16 protein-coding genes are annotated in these 16,102 nt (G+C 60.2%); 11 read left to right on the top strand and 5 right to left on the bottom strand.

Annotated elements, in window-relative coordinates; all coding sequences use genetic code 11:
- Positions 1 to 156: 156 nt before the first annotated feature.
- Both ACCC96_RS29725 and ACCC96_RS29720 read right to left on the bottom strand, forming a co-directional pair.
- On the bottom strand, positions 157 to 1,650 hold the full coding sequence (locus tag ACCC96_RS29725) for a CoA-acylating methylmalonate-semialdehyde dehydrogenase (protein WP_413697684.1): 1,494 nt from the start codon (positions 1,648 to 1,650) through the stop codon (positions 157 to 159).
- A gap of 63 nt (positions 1,651 to 1,713) precedes the next feature.
- Entirely contained in the window at positions 1,714 to 3,063 is a 1,350-nt protein-coding gene (locus tag ACCC96_RS29720) for an aspartate aminotransferase family protein (protein WP_018928366.1), read from the bottom strand.
- Between the two features lie 140 nt (positions 3,064 to 3,203).
- On the opposite strand from ACCC96_RS29720, the gene ACCC96_RS29715 reads away from it, so the two are divergent.
- The 3 genes from ACCC96_RS29715 (at position 3,204) to ACCC96_RS29705 (ending at position 5,474) form a co-directional block, all read left to right on the top strand.
- On the top strand, positions 3,204 to 4,124 hold the full coding sequence (locus ACCC96_RS29715) for a LysR family transcriptional regulator (protein ID WP_007940170.1): 921 nt from the start codon (positions 3,204 to 3,206) through the stop codon (positions 4,122 to 4,124).
- Positions 4,125 to 4,234: 110 nt separating this feature from the next.
- Positions 4,235 to 4,885: a TetR/AcrR family transcriptional regulator gene (locus ACCC96_RS29710; protein WP_007940169.1), complete on the top strand. Its 651-nt coding sequence runs from the start codon at positions 4,235 to 4,237 to the stop codon at positions 4,883 to 4,885.
- A 7-nt stretch (positions 4,886 to 4,892) separates the two neighbouring features.
- Positions 4,893 to 5,474, top strand: a complete 582-nt coding sequence (locus ACCC96_RS29705; RefSeq protein ID WP_413697683.1) for an IMPACT family protein — start codon at positions 4,893 to 4,895, stop codon at positions 5,472 to 5,474.
- A gap of 418 nt (positions 5,475 to 5,892) precedes the next feature.
- Here the strand turns inward: ACCC96_RS29705 and ACCC96_RS29700 are convergent, their stop codons facing one another.
- On the bottom strand, positions 5,893 to 6,069 hold the full coding sequence (locus ACCC96_RS29700) for a hypothetical protein (RefSeq protein ID WP_413697682.1): 177 nt from the start codon (positions 6,067 to 6,069) through the stop codon (positions 5,893 to 5,895).
- A gap of 30 nt (positions 6,070 to 6,099) precedes the next feature.
- Here ACCC96_RS29700 and ACCC96_RS29695 point away from each other — a divergent pair, with 30 nt between their 5' ends.
- Genes ACCC96_RS29695 through ACCC96_RS29685 form a run of 3 tightly spaced genes read left to right on the top strand, consistent with a single transcriptional unit; the run spans position 6,100 to position 9,709 of the window.
- Complete coding sequence (locus tag ACCC96_RS29695) at positions 6,100 to 7,665, top strand: ABC transporter ATP-binding protein (RefSeq protein ID WP_413697681.1); 1,566 nt, start codon at positions 6,100 to 6,102, stop codon at positions 7,663 to 7,665.
- An 11-nt stretch (positions 7,666 to 7,676) separates the two neighbouring features.
- Positions 7,677 to 8,783, top strand: coding sequence for an ABC transporter permease (locus ACCC96_RS29690; protein ID WP_413697680.1), 1,107 nt, complete (start codon positions 7,677 to 7,679; stop codon positions 8,781 to 8,783).
- The gene (locus ACCC96_RS29685) at positions 8,783 to 9,709 is read left to right on the top strand and encodes an ABC transporter permease (protein WP_413697679.1); all 927 of its coding nucleotides are present in this window, start codon (positions 8,783 to 8,785) and stop codon (positions 9,707 to 9,709) included. The genes ACCC96_RS29690 and ACCC96_RS29685 overlap by 1 nt, the downstream gene beginning before the upstream one ends.
- On the opposite strand, the gene ACCC96_RS29680 is transcribed toward ACCC96_RS29685, so the two are convergent.
- Entirely contained in the window at positions 9,706 to 10,119 is a 414-nt protein-coding gene (locus ACCC96_RS29680) for a hypothetical protein (RefSeq protein WP_413697678.1), read from the bottom strand. The genes ACCC96_RS29685 and ACCC96_RS29680 overlap by 4 nt on opposite strands.
- A gap of 92 nt (positions 10,120 to 10,211) precedes the next feature.
- Here ACCC96_RS29680 and ACCC96_RS29675 point away from each other — a divergent pair, with 92 nt between their 5' ends.
- From ACCC96_RS29675 to ACCC96_RS29655, 5 genes are all read left to right on the top strand, one after another.
- On the top strand, positions 10,212 to 10,898 hold the full coding sequence (locus tag ACCC96_RS29675; RefSeq protein ID WP_413697677.1) for an SDR family oxidoreductase: 687 nt from the start codon (positions 10,212 to 10,214) through the stop codon (positions 10,896 to 10,898).
- A gap of 218 nt (positions 10,899 to 11,116) precedes the next feature.
- On the top strand, positions 11,117 to 12,475 hold the full coding sequence (locus ACCC96_RS29670; RefSeq protein WP_413697676.1) for an 8-oxoguanine deaminase: 1,359 nt from the start codon (positions 11,117 to 11,119) through the stop codon (positions 12,473 to 12,475).
- A 237-nt stretch (positions 12,476 to 12,712) separates the two neighbouring features.
- Positions 12,713 to 13,795, top strand: a complete 1,083-nt coding sequence (locus ACCC96_RS29665; RefSeq protein ID WP_018928375.1) for a BMP family ABC transporter substrate-binding protein — start codon at positions 12,713 to 12,715, stop codon at positions 13,793 to 13,795.
- Between the two features lie 136 nt (positions 13,796 to 13,931).
- A complete protein-coding gene (locus tag ACCC96_RS29660) occupies positions 13,932 to 14,897 on the top strand; it encodes an isopenicillin N synthase family dioxygenase (RefSeq protein ID WP_413697675.1) in 966 nt (321 codons plus the stop codon).
- Between the two features lie 81 nt (positions 14,898 to 14,978).
- Positions 14,979 to 15,932, top strand: coding sequence for an adenosine deaminase (locus ACCC96_RS29655; RefSeq protein ID WP_007940157.1), 954 nt, complete (start codon positions 14,979 to 14,981; stop codon positions 15,930 to 15,932).
- Positions 15,933 to 15,987: 55 nt separating this feature from the next.
- On the opposite strand, the gene ACCC96_RS29650 is transcribed toward ACCC96_RS29655, so the two are convergent.
- On the bottom strand, positions 15,988 to 16,102 hold a 115-nt coding region (locus tag ACCC96_RS29650), incomplete at its 5' end, for a hypothetical protein (protein WP_413697685.1).

The raw sequence follows: 16,102 nt of genomic DNA, 5'->3' as shown, positions 1-16,102 counted from the left end.
CAAGGAGTTTTCCGTTTCGACTGCGCCGGAAGTGGGGCGAATTATAGACGTCCTGAATCTGCCGTCAACCTCTAATTTCACATTTCTGTCATATCGGTCAAAACAGCCCGAAAACACAAAGGCCGACCTCAAGAGGTCGGCCTTCTGCCCTTCTACTTACAAGCTAGGGAATGCGAATTGCGAAGCTTCATGGCTTGCCCGTTGCGGCCAGCGCTGGGTAATAGCCTTGCGACGGGTATAGAACCGCACGCCATCCGGGCCATAAGCATGCAGATCGCCGAACAGCGAACGCTTCCAGCCGCCAAAGCTGTGATACGCCACTGGCACCGGCAACGGTACGTTGACGCCGACCATACCCACTTCGATCTCATCGCAGAACAACCGCGCCGCTTCCCCATCACGGGTAAAGATGCAGGTGCCATTGCCATACTCGTGATCATTGATCAGTTGCATCGCCTCCTCCAGGCTGTTGACCCGGACGACGCACAGCACCGGCCCGAAGATCTCTTCTTTATAGATGCGCATCTCTGGCGTGACGTTATCGAACAGGCAGCCACCCAGGAAGAAGCCGTCCTCATGACCGGCCACGCTCAGACCACGACCGTCCACCACCAGCTTCGCACCGGAGGCTACGCCGTCTTCAACATAACCGCTGACCTTGTCCCGCGCCTGACCGGTGACCAGAGGCCCCATGTCCAGGCCACAAGTCGTACCGGCGCCGATTTTCAGTGCCTTGATCTGCGGTGTCAGTTTGGCCACCAATGCATCCGCCACCTGGTCACCAACGCACACGGCCACCGAAATCGCCATGCAGCGCTCACCGCACGAACCGTAAGCGGCGCCCATCAACGCGCTGACCGCGTTATCCAGATCCGCATCCGGCATCAATACCGCATGGTTCTTCGCCCCGCCCAGCGCCTGGACGCGTTTGCCGCGCTTGGTGCCTTCGGCGTAGATGTATTCGGCAATCGGCGTCGAACCGACGAAGCTCAACGCTTTGACTTCCGGCGCTTCAATCAGTGCGTCCACTGCGGCCTTGTCGCCATGCACCACACTCAGCACGCCTTTCGGCAGGCCGGCTTCCAGTAACAATTGAGCGATCAGCAGCGTGGAGCTTGGATCGCGCTCGGACGGCTTGAGGATAAAGCAGTTGCCACAGACGATCGCCAACGGATACATCCACAGCGGCACCATGGCCGGGAAGTTGAACGGGGTAATGCCGGCCACTACGCCCAATGGCTGGAAATCCGACCAGGCATCGATGTTCGGCCCGACATTACGGCTGTACTCACCCTTGAGGATTTCTGGTGCCGCGCACGCGAACTCGACGTTCTCGATCCCGCGCTTCAATTCACCGGCAGCATCTTCCAGGGTCTTGCCGTGTTCTTCGCTGATCAGTTGTGCGATGCGGGATTCGTTCTGTTCCAGCAGTTGCTTGAAACGGAACATCACCTGAGCGCGCTTGGCCGCTGGCGTATTGCGCCAGGCCGGGAACGCAGCCTTGGCCGAGTCGATGGCTTTCTGAATGGTTTCGCGGCTGGCCAACGGCAGCTTGTGGATAACCTGGCCGGTGGACGGGTTGAACACATCGGCCGTGCGACCGTCTTCGGTCACCAGTTCGCCATTGATCAAATGCGGGATGAGGCTCATGCGGGGCTCCTGAAATTGTCCACAGGCGTCCTTTGAAAGGACGCCTTTATATAGAAGAGGGAATCAGTCGATCTTGTTCAGCACTTCGCCGACTGCATCGAACAGACGATCAAGGTCCTGCGGCTTGCTGTTGAAGGTTGGGCCGAACTGCAGGGTGTCGCCGCCGAAGCGCACGTAGAACCCGGCTTTCCACAGCGCCATGCCAGCTTCGAACGGACGCACGATGGCATCGCCGTCGCGAGGTGCAATCTGGATCGCACCGGCCAACCCGTAGTTGCGAATGTCGATGACGTTCTTGCTGCCCTTCACACCGTGCAGTGCGTTTTCGAAATGCGGTGCGACTTCGGCCACGCTCTGCACCAGGTTTTCCTTTTGCAGCAGGTCGAGTGCCGCCAGGCCTGCGGCGCAAGCCACCGGGTGCGCGGAATAGGTGTAGCCGTGCGGGAATTCCACCGCGTACTCAGGCGTCGCCTGGTTCATGAAGGTCTGGTAGATCTCGGAGCTGGCAATCACCGCGCCCATCGGGATCGCGCCGTTGGTGACTTGCTTGGCAATACACATCAGGTCCGGAGTGACACCAAAGCTGTCGGCACCGAACATCGAACCGGTACGACCGAAACCGGTGATCACTTCGTCGAACACCAGCAGGATGTTGTGCTGATCGCAGATCTCGCGCAGACGTTTGAGGTAACCCTGCGGCGGAACCAGCACGCCAGCGGAGCCGGCCAATGGCTCGACGAATACCGCTGCGATGTTCGAGGCATCGTGCAGTTCGATCAACTTGAGCAATTCATCCGCCAGCGCGATACCACCCTGCTCCGGCATGCCACGAGTGAAAGCATTGCTCGCCAACAAGGTGTGCGGCAGATGATCGACATCCATCATCGCCTGACCGAACAGTTTGCGGTTGCCGTTCACGCCGCCGAGGCTGGTGCCGGCGATGTTCACGCCGTGATAACCACGAGCGCGGCCGATCATCTTGGTCTTGGTCGCCTGGCCTTTCAGGCGCCAGTAGGCACGCACCATTTTCACCGCGGTATCTGCACATTCGGAACCCGAATCGGTGAAGAACACGTGATTCAGATTGCCCGGGGTCAGGTCGGTGATTTTCTCGGCCAACTGGAACGACAGCGGGTGACCGTACTGGAAGCCCGGCGAGTAATCGAGAGTGCCCAATTGCTTGGCCACCGCCTCCTGGATTTCCTTGCGGGTGTGCCCGGCGCCGCAGGTCCACAGGCCCGAGAGCGAATCGTAGACCTTGCGGCCCTTGTCGTCTGTCAGCCAACTGCCCTCGGCCGCCACGATCAGGCGCGGGTCACGCTGGAAATTGCGGTTCGCGGTGTAGGGCATCCAGTGAGCGTCAAGCTTGAGCTGGCTGGCCAGGGAAGTCGGGGCGTTTTCAGGCACGTTCATGGGCAAAACCTCGCAGAGCAAATAAGCGGCGTGGAGATCAAAAGCGTTCTTGCAGCTAAATTGCCACGGGGATAAAGTCGGTGAAATCCAACTTTTCTAACCTTCAGTCAGTCATCGACTAAACTTTGAGCAAATAAAGCATGAGTACCCGTCGCCCCGATCCGCTGGCGCAAGTCAGTGACTTTGATATCCGCCTGCTGCGGATTTTTCGCAGCGTGGTGGAGTGTGGCGGGTTCTCCGCGGCGGAATCGGTGCTGGGTATCGGTCGCTCGGCCATCAGCCAGCAAATGAGCGATCTGGAGCAACGCCTGGGGCTGCGCCTGTGCCAGCGAGGTCGCGCGGGGTTTTCCCTGACCGAAGAAGGCCGTGAGGTCTACCAATCTGCGTTGCAGCTATTAAGTGCGCTGGAAAGTTTCCGCACCGAGGTCAACGGCCTGCATCAACACTTGCGCGGCGAATTAACCATCGGCCTGACCGACAACCTGGTCACCCTGCCCCACATGCGCATCACCCACGCCCTGGCCCAACTGAAGGAACGCGGCCCCGACGTGCAGATCCAGATCCGCATGATCGCGCCCAATGAAGTCGAACAGGGCGTGCTCGACGGTCGCTTGCATGTTGGCGTGGTGCCGCAAGCCAGCGCGTTGTCGGGGCTGGAGTATCAGCCGCTCTACAGCGAACGCTCGCTGCTGTATTGCGCGGTCGGCCATCCGCTGTTCTATGTCGACGACAAACAACTGGACGATGAGCGCCTCAACAGCCAGGACGCCATCGCCCCGACCTTCCGTTTGCCCGCCGAGATTCAGGCCCATTACCAGGCGCTCAATTGCACCGCCAGTGCGTCGGATCGCGAGGGCATGGCCTTTCTGATCCTGACCGGGCGCTACATTGGTTACCTGCCGGATCACTACGCCAGCCTCTGGGTGCAGCAAGGCCGTTTGCGTGCACTGAAACCCAAGGCACGTTTTTATGACCTGAGCCTGGCATCGGTTACACGCAAGGGCCGTCGCCCGCATCTGGTTCTGGAGAGTTTTTTGGAAAGTCTGGCGGCGACTCGCTGAAAGCTTGTGGGAGCGGTGCCCAAGGTTTTATCGCCATAGGACTTGTCTGAGGCCCGTGGGTGCGTTATCAACGCATCTGGTTGCACCCATCTACCTGTTCGGAAGTGCCTATGACCTTTGAAGTCCCAGCCCACGGCGGCAAACCCGCCAGCCGCATTCGTCAGAAGAACGAAGAGACCATCATCAAAGCCGCCGAAGACGAGTTCGCCCGTCACGGGTTCAAAGGCACCAGCATGAACACCATTGCGCAGAAAGCCGGGTTGCCCAAAGCGAATCTGCATTACTACTTCACCAACAAACTCGGTTTGTACGTGGCAGTGCTGAGTAACATCCTCGAGTTGTGGGACAGCACCTTCAATACCCTGACCGTCGAGGACGATCCGGCAGAAGCATTGACGCGATACATTCGCGCAAAAATGGAATTCTCCCGGCGCCAGCCACAAGCTTCGCGAGTCTTCGCGATGGAGGTCATCAGCGGCGGTGATTGCCTGACTGAGCATTTCAACCAGGACTACCGCACCTGGTTTCAGGGGCGGGCCGCGGTGTTCCAGGCGTGGATCGACGCCGGCAAAATGGACCCGATCGACCCGGTGCACCTGATTTTCCTGCTGTGGGGCAGCACCCAGCATTACGCCGACTTTGCCACGCAGATCTGCCGTGTCACCGGGCGCACCAAGTTGACCAAGCAAGACATGGAAGACGCCGGCAGCAACCTGATTCGCATCATTCTCAAAGGCTGCGGCCTGACGCCGGCTATTTAAGACACCCATGCCTTTTACCCTCAGCGGTTTTTGCGAATACCGCGAAGAGATTCGCAAAAGCCGCTTCATCGCCCTCGCCGCGCCAATCACCAGCGCAGCCGATGCCCAGGCGTTCATCGAGCAACACAGTGATTTGAACGCCTCGCACAATTGCTGGGCCTGGAAGCTCGGCGATCAATACCGCAGCAGTGACGATGGCGAACCCGGAGGCACCGCCGGCCGGCCGATCCTTGCGGCGATTGAAGCGCAGGATTGCGATCAGGTCGCGGTCGTGGTGATCCGCTGGTATGGCGGCATCCAGTTGGGCACCGGCGGCCTCGCCCGAGCGTATGGCGGCAGTGCCAACAAATGCCTGCAAGGGGCACCGAAAGTCGAGTTGATCAGTCGGGTGCCGGTCAGTTGTGCCTGTGCATTTGGCGAGTTGGCGCTGGTGAAGCTTCGGGTGGCGGAGCTGGGTGGTTTGGTGGTGGAGGAAACCTTCACGGCCAATGGTGTGGAACTGCAATTGGCGATTGGCGACGGGCAGATCGATACCCTGCAAACGCAGCTGGCGGATTTGAGTCGCGGGCGTATTTTGTTGCAGCGTTGAAGATCAAAAGATCGCAGCCTTCGGCAGCTCCTACGCCGACCGTGTCCCCCCGTAATACCGGATAAACGCAAATCTCGTAAGAGCTGCCGAAGGCTGCGATCTTTTGGGGCACCCGGATTTTCTTTGCTCTCGACACTTGCCCACATCTGCTGTGCACCCGGCTGTGGATAACCTGAGCACATTCTGCTGTAACCCTTCTGTCATGCGGCTTTGCGGGCTTTGCTCATTTTTCGTCCAACTCGCCATCCGCGACGTTTATTCCATGTAAAAACAATCAGTTAGAGTGGTTTATCGCCATTAGAAGAAAGCCCCTCAGTGCTTATGCCTATGCGCTCGGCTTGCGCACAGATACTGTGGAACAAGCTGTGGATAACCCGTTCATGGCTGGCGCAGCCCCATGCCTGACAATGCCTGCAGCCTATTGCTCGTTTTTTGACCAATTGATCGCGCGCAAAACCGGAGCCTGATCAAAAACCTTGCCCTCAAGTGGTGCCTCTCCAGGAGTTGGAATAGGTTGAGGCAGCGTCCGCAACGCCTGTGCCAGCAGGCTTTTGTCGATTTCCTGACTCAATGGCCAGGAAATTGCTTTATCCACAGGCATATTCTTTTGCGACCCGAGCCTGTCATGTCCAACCCCGCGCCTCCCCCCGATCAAACACCCCGCCTGCAATTGCGCAGAATCAGCAAACGTTACCCCGGTTGCCTGGCCAACGATGCCATCGACTTGAGCATTGCGCCCGGTGAAATCCACGCCCTGCTCGGCGAAAACGGTGCGGGCAAAAGTACCCTGATGAAGATCATCTACGGCGTCACACACGCCGACTCAGGGGAGATGATCTGGCAGGGCCAGCGCGTGACCATGCGCAATCCGGCCCAGGCCCGCAGCCTCGGGATCGGCATGGTGTTCCAGCATTTCTCGCTGTTCGAAACCCTGAGCGTGGCGCAGAACATCGCCTTGGCGATGGGCGCTGCGGCGGGTACGCCGAAGCAGCTTGAACCAAAAATTCGCGAGGTGTCCCAACGCTATGGCATGGCGCTGGAGCCGGAGCGACTGGTCCACAGCCTGTCCATTGGCGAGCGTCAGCGGGTGGAAATCATTCGCTGCCTGATGCAGGACATCCGCCTGCTGATTCTCGATGAGCCGACGTCGGTACTGACCCCGCAAGAGGCCGACGAATTGTTCATCACGTTGCGCCGACTGGCTGCCGAGGGCTGCAGCATTCTGTTCATCAGCCACAAGCTCGGCGAAGTGCGCGCGTTGTGCCACAGCGCCACGGTGTTGCGTGGTGGACGAGTGGCCGGGCATTGCGTGCCGGCCGAGTGTTCGGACCGGCAACTGGCGCAGTTGATGGTCGGTGAAGCCGCCGAGTCGATTACCGACTATCCGAAGGTCAGGGGTGCTGATGCGTTTCTGAACGTGACTGGATTGTCCTGGCACAACCCGGACCCGTTCGGCTGCTCGCTCAAGGACATTAATCTCGAGGTGCGCAGCGGCGAAATCGTCGGTGTCGCCGGGGTGGCCGGCAATGGCCAGGATGAGTTGCTGGCCTTGCTTAGCGGTGAAGAACGGCTGCCGGGAAATGACGGGGCGAAAATCAGTTTCGGCGGGCAACCGGTGGCGCACCTGCGGCCGGATGCACGACGCAAACTCGGCCTGGCCTTCGTCCCCGCCGAGCGTCTGGGCCATGGCGCAGTGCCGGAACTGAGTCTGGCGGATAACGCCCTGCTCACCGCCTTTCAACAGGGGCTGGTCAGCAACGGGCTGATCCAGCGCGGCAAGGTCGAGGCACTGGCCGAGGACATCATCCACCGCTTCGGGGTCAAGACACCCGATGCCCAGGCACCGGCTCGCAGCCTGTCTGGTGGCAACTTGCAGAAATTCATCCTCGGCCGGGAAATCCTTCAGCAACCCAGGTTGTTGGTGGCCGCGCACCCGACCTGGGGCGTCGACGTCGGCGCCGCCGCAACCATTCACCGGGCGCTGATCGCCTTGCGCGACGCTGGCGCGGCGATCCTGGTGATCTCCGAAGACCTCGACGAACTGTTCCAGATCAGCGATCGCCTCGGCGCCCTGTGCGGCGGCCGGCTGTCGACACTGCAAGCCACCGTCGACACCCGCCTGATCGATGTCGGCGGCTGGATGGCCGGCCAGTTCGATGCACCTCAATCACCTGCACCCGTAACGCTTTAACGGAGTTTCACATGCTGCTTTCTCTCGAACCCCGTGGCCAGCAATCGCGCCTGATGTTGTGGTGCTCGCCGTTGCTGGCGGCTGTGTTGACCCTGGGCTGTGGCTCATTGTTGTTTATTGCGCTGGGCCACGACCCATTGCTGACCTTGCACACCCTGTTGATTGCACCGATCAGCGACCTGTATGGCGTCTCCGAACTGTTGGTCAAAGCGTTGCCGATTCTGCTCTGTGCATTGGGCCTGGCAGTGGCGTATCAGGCACGGATCTGGAACATCGGCGCCGAAGGTCAGTTGCTGCTCGGCGCCTTGGCCGGCAGTGCATTGGCGGTGAACATCATCGGCCTGCAAAGCCGTTGGGCGCTGGTGTTTATCCTGCTCACCGGCACCCTGGCCGGTGCCGCGTGGGCCGGGCTGACGGCATGGCTGCGCACACGCTTCAACGCCAATGAAATCCTCACCAGCATCATGCTCAATTACATCGCTTTGAACCTGCTGCTGTTCTGTGTCCACGGGCCGCTGAAGGACCCGGCCGGGTTCAACTTTCCGGAGTCGGCGATGTTTGGCGATGCCAGTCGTTTGCCGTTGTTGATGGAGGACGGTCGGGTTCATGCGGGCGTGTATTTCGCCTTGCTCGCGCTGGTCGCAGTGTGGGTTTTGTTGCAGAAGAGCTTTGTCGGTTTCCAGATCAAAGTGCTCGGGCTGGACAAGCGCGCGGCGGGTTTCGTCGGCTTTCGCGAGAAGCGGCTGATCTGGCTGGCGCTGCTGATCAGTGGCGGCCTGGCGGGGCTGGCCGGGGTTTGCGAAGTCACCGGGCCCATTGGCCAATTGGTGCCGCAGGTTTCGCCGGGTTATGGCTATGCGGCGATCACCGTGGCGTTTCTCGGGCGGCTGAATCCCATCGGCATTCTGTTTTCCAGCCTGTTGATGGCGCTGCTGTACATCGGTGGCGAAAGCGCGCAGATGAGCATGAACCTGCCGCAAGCTATCACTCAATTGTTCCAGGGGATGATGCTGTTTTTCCTGCTGGCCAGTGACGTGCTGATTCTCTACCGACCACGTTTGAACCTGCGCTGGGTACGGCGCACCTCGACCACCGCCGTACAAGCAGGAGCCTTGTGATGGATATCGATCTGCTGAGCAATATTTTCTATGCCATGGTTCGCTGTGGCACACCGCTGTTGTTGGTGGCGTTGGGCGAGTTGATCTGCGAGAAGAGCGGCGTCCTCAATCTTGGGCAGGAAGGCATGATGCTGTTTGGGGCGGTGATCGGTTTTATCGTCGCCCTGAACAGCGGCAACCTCTGGCTTGGCGTGTTGCTGGCGATGCTCGCCGGGATGTTGCTGTCGTCGCTGTTTGCCCTGGTGGCGCTGGTGTTCAACGCCAACCAGGTGGCGACAGGGTTGGCGTTGACGATCTTCGGCGTGGGCCTGTCGACCTTCGTTGGCGCTGCGTGGGTCGGCAAACCGCTGGCGGGTTTCGAGCCGTTGGCGATTCCTTATCTGAGTGAAATTCCGCTGATCGGGCGGATGCTGTTCGCCCAGGACCTGCTGGTGTATCTGTCGTTTGCCCTGTTTGCGCTGGTGGCCTGGGTGATTGTGAAAAGTCGCGTCGGGTTGATTATTCAGGCGGTCGGCGAAAGCCCGGATGCCGCCAGTGCGATGGGCTTGCCGGTGTTGCGCGTGCGTACGCTGGCGGTGCTGTTTGGCGGGGCGATGGCGGGATTGGCTGGGGCATATTTGTCCCTGGCCTATACCCCGATGTGGGCAGAGAACATGAGCGCCGGTCGCGGCTGGATTGCCCTGGCGCTGGTGGTGTTTGCCAGTTGGCGAGTGTGGCGGTTGCTGCTTGGAGCGTATCTGTTCGGTCTCGCCAGCATCCTGCATTTGGTGGCGCAGGGCTTGGGGCTGGCAATTGCGTCGAGTCTGCTCGCGATGCTGCCGTATGTCGCGACCATTGTGGTGCTGGTGCTGCTGTCCCGGGATGCCGTGCGCACACGATTGTATGCGCCGGTGTCGTTGGGGCAGCCGTGGCGGGCGGGGCATTAAATGGTGGCCCGTGAAGGCGTCCGAACCGGCAACGCTTGGGCCACACCCCACATCAGTTCAAAGAACAGGAAAATCACCAATAGCGAACTCGCCCCACGGGCCAGCGCATAAGCCTGCCAGGCCGAAAACAGAAACCTCCCCACCGCGTCATATCGCCCAAACATCTGCTGCGGATCGCGAATCCGCAGCACGGCCCATACGCACACAATCGAGCCCAACAGATTCGCCATCAACATGTGCACCGGCTCGAACGGCGGTAGCTCGCCGGGCAGATTGAAAGTCTGACTCAGGTTTAACAGCACGCCATGCAACGCCGTAAAACTCCACGGCGTGGCAAATGCCGCCGTGACGATCAGGTCGTACCACGCGCTGCCACGCACCAGTTGACGATATTGCGTTGAAGTCCACATTGGCATTGCTCCATACATTCAGGGAGCAACAAGGCTAAAGCCTGGAGTATGCTCCAAGGTCAAGCCCTCTCGAGACATCAAGGAAGCCATTCATGTCCACGGCAAAAACCGCGCTCATCATCGGCGCCTCCCGGGGCCTGGGCCTCGGTCTGGTGAAAACCCTGCTGGCCGACGGCTGGCAAGTCACCGCCACCGTGCGCAACCCACAGGCTGCCGAAGCCTTGCAGGCGTTGGGCAAGGTACGGATCGAAAAACTCGACATGGACGACCAGCAAGCGGTCATCGCCCTCAGCCAACAGCTCAAGGGTGAAGTGTTCGACCTGTTGTTCGTGAATGCCGGGGTCAAGGGGCCGGAGGTCCAGACACCGGGTGGCGCGACCCTGGCCGAGGTCGGTCAATTGTTCTTCACCAACGCCGTGGCGCCGATCAACCTGGCCCAGCGTTTCGTCGGACAGATTCGTGAAGGCAGCGGCGTGCTGGCGTTCATGAGTTCGGTGCTGGGCAGTGTGACCATGCCCGACGCGCCGGAGCTGGCGCTGTACAAGGCCAGCAAAGCGGCGCTGAACTCGATGACCAACAGTTTCGTCACGCAACTGGGCGAGCAGAAACTCACCGTGCTGTCGCTGCACCCTGGCTGGGTGAAGACTGACATGGGTGGCGAAGGTGCCGACATTGATGTGGAAACCAGCACCCGCGGGTTGATCGATCAGGTGAATGCGTATGCCGGCAAGGGCGGGCATCATTTTGTGAACTACCGGGGTGAGACTATTCCCTGGTAGTCCTTAAAAGATCGCAGCCTGCGGCAGCTCCTACAGGTCATATGCTGTCCATGAGTCACCGTTCATTCTGTAGGAGCTGCCGCAGGCTGCGATCTTTTGCAACCACTGCCGATCCTGAGTAAACTCCGAACCTCGCCCCCCGTGGCGACCCTGGATCAGCAGACAGGGCAACACTGAGCTGGCAACCCTGAACCCAACTTTCAGAGGAGCCGGCCACTATGCCTGCGACCCGTACCTGGTTAAAAAATCCCCTCGCCATTTTCACAGCCAACGCGCTCGATGCCCGTGGCGGCCTGGTGCTGCAAGACGGTTTGATCGTCGAAGTGCTCAGCGCCGGCCAGCAACCGTCCGCCCCCTGTGGACAAGTCTTCGACGCCCGCGAACATGTGATCCTGCCGGGGCTGATCAACACCCATCACCACTTCTATCAAACCCTGACCCGCGCCTGGGCGCCGGTGGTCAATCAGCCGTTGTTCCCATGGCTGAAAACCCTCTATCCGGTCTGGGCGCGGCTCACGCCGGAAAAACTCGCCCTCGCTACGAAAGTCGCGTTGGCCGAGTTGCTGTTGTCCGGCTGCACCACTGCGGCCGATCACCATTACCTGTTTCCTGAAGGCCTGGAAAATGCGATCGACGTGCAGGTCGAGAGCGTTCGCGAACTGGGCATGCGCGCCATGCTCACTCGCGGTTCGATGAGCCTCGGTGAAAAAGACGGGGGGCTGCCGCCGCAGCAGACCGTGCAGCAGGGCGAAGTGATTCTCGCCGACAGCCAACGCTTGATTGCCGAGTACCACGAACGTGGTGACGGCGCGCAAATCCAGATCGCTTTGGCGCCCTGCTCGCCGTTTTCAGTAACCCCGGAAATCATGTCCGCCAGCGCGGAACTGGCGAACACCCTCGACGTACGCCTGCACACCCACCTGGCCGAAACCCTCGACGAAGAAGACTTCTGCCTGCAACGCTTCGGCCTGCGCACCGTGGATTATCTGGACAGCGTCGGCTGGCTCGGCCCACGCACCTGGCTGGCCCACGGCATTCATTTCAACCCCGACGAAATCGCCCGCCTCGGCGCGGCCGGCACCGGTATTTGCCATTGCCCGAGTTCGAACATGCGCCTGGCCTCAGGGATTTGCCCAACCATCGAGTTGACCGATGCGGGCGCGTTGCTGGGGCTGGGCGTGGACGGTTCGGCGTCCAACGATGCCTCGAACATGATGCTCGAAACCCGGCAAGCGCTGTACATCCAGCGCCTGCGTTATGGCGCGGAGAAGATCACCCCGGAGCGCGTATTGGGCTGGGCCACCAAGGGCTCGGCGCAGTTGCTCGGGCGCAGCGATATCGGCGAACTGGCGGTGGGCAGGCAAGCCGATCTGGCGCTGTTCAAACTGGATGAGCTGCGCTTCTCCGGCAGCCACGATCCGGTTTCAGCGCTGCTGCTGTGCGGCGCGGATCGGGCAGACCGGGTGATGGTCGGCGGCAAGTGGCGGGTGATCGACGGGCAGGTTGAGGGGCTGGACCTGAAAGGGTTGATCGCCGATCACAGCCAGGCGGCTCGGCAGTTAATCGCCGGCACCTGACACACTCCCCCGCTCCCACAGCTTTGTGTGAGCTGTCCGCACCAGCGGATGGCATGAGTTGGAGCCTCTGCACCGGGTTGGCTCCGGTGATGTATTGAACATCAAAAGATCGCAGTCTTCGGCAGCGCCTACAGGGGCGTGAGCTGCCGAAGGCTGCGATCTTTTTATTTTGTTGTCCTGTTGGTCAGCAATTTGCATTGACCCGGTACACCTCACAACAAAATGGAGTTCCAGTTCATGCACAAACGTCCGTTGAAGCAGCTGCTTTGCGCTGTCGCCGCAGCCATCGGTCTGAGCGCCAGCCTGACCGCCAGTGCTGCCGCCCCGCTGAAAGTCGGCTTCGTCTATATCGGCCCGATCGGTGATCACGGCTGGACGTATCAGCATGAACAGGGACGCAAGGCACTGGCAGAGAAGTTCGGCGACCAGATCACCACCAACTACGTGGAGAACGTCGCCGAAGGCGCCGATGCCGAGCGGGTGATCCGCAACATGGCCAAGGACCAGTACGACCTGATCTTCACCACGTCTTTCGGCTACATGAACCCGACCCTGAAAGTTGCCAAGCAATTTCCCAAGGTGACCTTCGAACACGCCACCGGCTACAAGCAGGACAAGAACCTCGGCACTTACCTGGCACGCACTTACGAGGGCCGCTACGTCGGCGGTTTCCTTGCGGCGAAGATGACCAAGACCAAAAAAATCGGCTACGTCGCTTCCTTCCCGATTCCAGAAGTGATCCGCGACATCAACGCCATCCAGCTGGCCCTGAACAAATACAACCCGGGCACCGAGATCAAAGTGGTGTGGGTCAATTCCTGGTTCGATCCGGGCAAGGAAGCCGACGCCGCCAATGCGCTGATCGATCAGGGCGTGGACGTGGTGTTCCAGCACACCGACAGCCCGGCGCCGATCCAGGCGGCAGAGCGGCGTGGCGTGTATGCCGTCGGCTATGCATCGGACATGGCGCACTTCGGGCCGAAAGCGGTGTTGACGTCTATCGTCAACGACTGGGGCCCGCACTACATTCAGGCGACCCAAAGTGTGCTCGACCATGCATGGAAATCCCAGGATTACTGGGGCGGTTTGCAGGAAGGCACGGTTGAGCTGCCAATCAGCGACCTGGTGCCGGCCGCAGTGAAAACCGAAGCCGAGCAGATCATTGCCGACATCAAGAGCGGCGCGCTGCATCCGTTCACCGGGCCGATCAAGGATCAGGCCGGCGTGGAGAAAATCCCGGCGGGCGTGAGCGCGACCAATGCACAACTGGCGTCGATGAACTACTACGTGGAAGGCATGAAGGCCGAGATGCCGAAGTAAATTTCCGTCAGTGGGACCGCCAAGATCGCAGCCTTCGGCAGCTCCTACAGGATTTCGCATTCCCCTGTAGGAGCTGTCGAGCGAAGCGAGGCTGCGATCTTTTGGCCCCAGCACAAAACCTCGCCTGGAACCGTCAATGAACCAACTCCCGATCATCGACATCGCCCCGCTCTACAGCGATGACGCTCAAGCCTGGCAATCAGTCGCCACAGACATCGACCGCGCCTGCCGCGAATGGGGCTTTTTCTATATCAAGGGCCACCCGATCGCTTCGTCGCGCATCGAGGCCGTGCTCGACCACGCCCAACGCTTCTTCGCCCTGCCCACCGCCGAAAAACTCAAGATCGACATCACCCAGACCCGCCACCATCGAGGCTATGGCGCCATAGCCACCGAACAACTCGACCCGAGCAAACCCAGCGACCTGAAAGAAACCTTCGACATGGGCCTGCACCTGCCCGCCGATCATCCCGAGGTGCTGGCGGAAAAACCCCTGCGCGGACCCAACCGTCATCCGTCGATGCCCGGTTGGGAAGCGCTGATGGAGCAACACTACGTCGACATGCAAGCACTCGCGCAAACCCTGCTGCGAGCCATGACCCTGGCATTGGGTATCGAGCGTGACTTCTTCGATAGCCGTTTCAAAGAGCCGGTCAGCGTGCTGCGGATGATTCATTACCCGCCACGTCACACGGCCAGCTCCTGCGATCAGCAAGGCGCCGGCGCCCATACCGATTACGGCTGCATCACCCTGCTCTACCAGGATGCCGCCGGCGGCTTGCAAGTGCGCAACGTAAAAGGTGAATGGATCGATGCGCCGCCGATTGAGGGCACGCTCGTGGTCAACCTCGGCGACATGATGGCGCGCTGGAGCAACGACCGTTACCTGTCGACGCCACATCGGGTGATCAGCCCGCTGGGAGTGGATCGGTACTCGATGCCGTTCTTTGCCGAGCCACATCCCGACACCCCCATCGAATGCCTGCCCGGTTGCCAGGACGAACAGCATCCGGCGAAGTATCCGGCCACCACCTGCGCCGAATTCCTGCTCTCGCGCTTTGCCGACACCTATGCTTATCGACGGGAACAGGAAGCCGTGTAATGAACCGGCTGGTCAGGTTTTACTCATTGTTTCGGCGGGCATCTGTAGAATGCCCCCATTGCACTTGATGAGATTTCAAAAATGTACGACTGGCTGAACGCTCTGCCCAAGGCAGAATTGCACTTGCACCTGGAAGGTTCGCTGGAGCCTGAGCTGCTGTTCGCCCTGGCCGAACGCAACAAGATCGCCCTGCCGTGGAGCGACGTCGACACCCTGCGCAAGGCCTACGCCTTCAACAACCTGCAAGAGTTTCTCGATCTGTATTACCAAGGCGCCGATGTGTTGCGCACCTCCCAGGATTTCTACGACCTGACCTGGGCCTACCTGTTGCGCTGCAAAGAACAGAACGTGATTCACACCGAACCGTTCTTCGACCCGCAAACCCACACCGACCGTGGCATCCCGTTCGAAGTGGTGCTCAACGGCATCGCCGCCGCATTGAAAGATGGTGAACAGCAACTGGGGATCACCAGCGGTTTGATCCTCAGCTTCCTGCGCCACTTGAGCGAAGACGAAGCGCAGAAAACCCTCGACCAGGCGCTGCCGTTCCGTGATGCGTTCGTGGCCGTGGGCCTGGACAGTTCGGAGATGGGCCACCCGCCGAGCAAGTTTCAGCGCGTGTTTGACCGTGCCCGCCACGAAGGCTTCCTGACCGTGGCCCACGCTGGTGAAGAAGGCCCGCCCGAGTACATCTGGGAAGCCCTCGACCTGCTGAAAATCCAGCGCATCGACCATGGCGTGCGCGCCATCGAAGACGAGCGCTTGATGCAGCGGATCATCGACGAGCAGATCCCGCTGACGGTGTGCCCGTTGTCGAACACCAAGCTCTGCGTGTTCGATCATATGTCCCAGCACAACATCCTCGAGATGCTTGAGCGCGGTGTGAAGGTCACGGTGAACTCCGATGACCCGGCGTACTTCGGTGGCTATGTCACCGAGAACTTCCACGCGCTGTACACCGATCTGGGCATGACCCAGGATCAGGCCAAGCGTTTGGCGCAGAACAGCCTGGATGCACGGTTGGTGAAACCTTAAAGGTCACCCAATAAACCTGTGGGAGCGGGCTAGCCCGCTCCCACAGGTTCGGTGATTAATTGATGATCACCGGCTCGCTCAATTCTTCCAGTGTCTTGCCCCGGGTCTCCATCCCGAAGATCCACACCACCCCCGCCGCAATCGCAAAGCACATCGCCCCCAGCGCAAAC

It is taken from the genome of Pseudomonas sp. Pseusp11, from assembly GCF_047304405.1.
In the GTDB taxonomy this organism is placed as follows: domain Bacteria; phylum Pseudomonadota; class Gammaproteobacteria; order Pseudomonadales; family Pseudomonadaceae; genus Aquipseudomonas.
The sequence above is the reverse complement of the archived record's forward strand: the minus strand, read 5'-3'. Positions and strand labels throughout refer to the sequence as shown.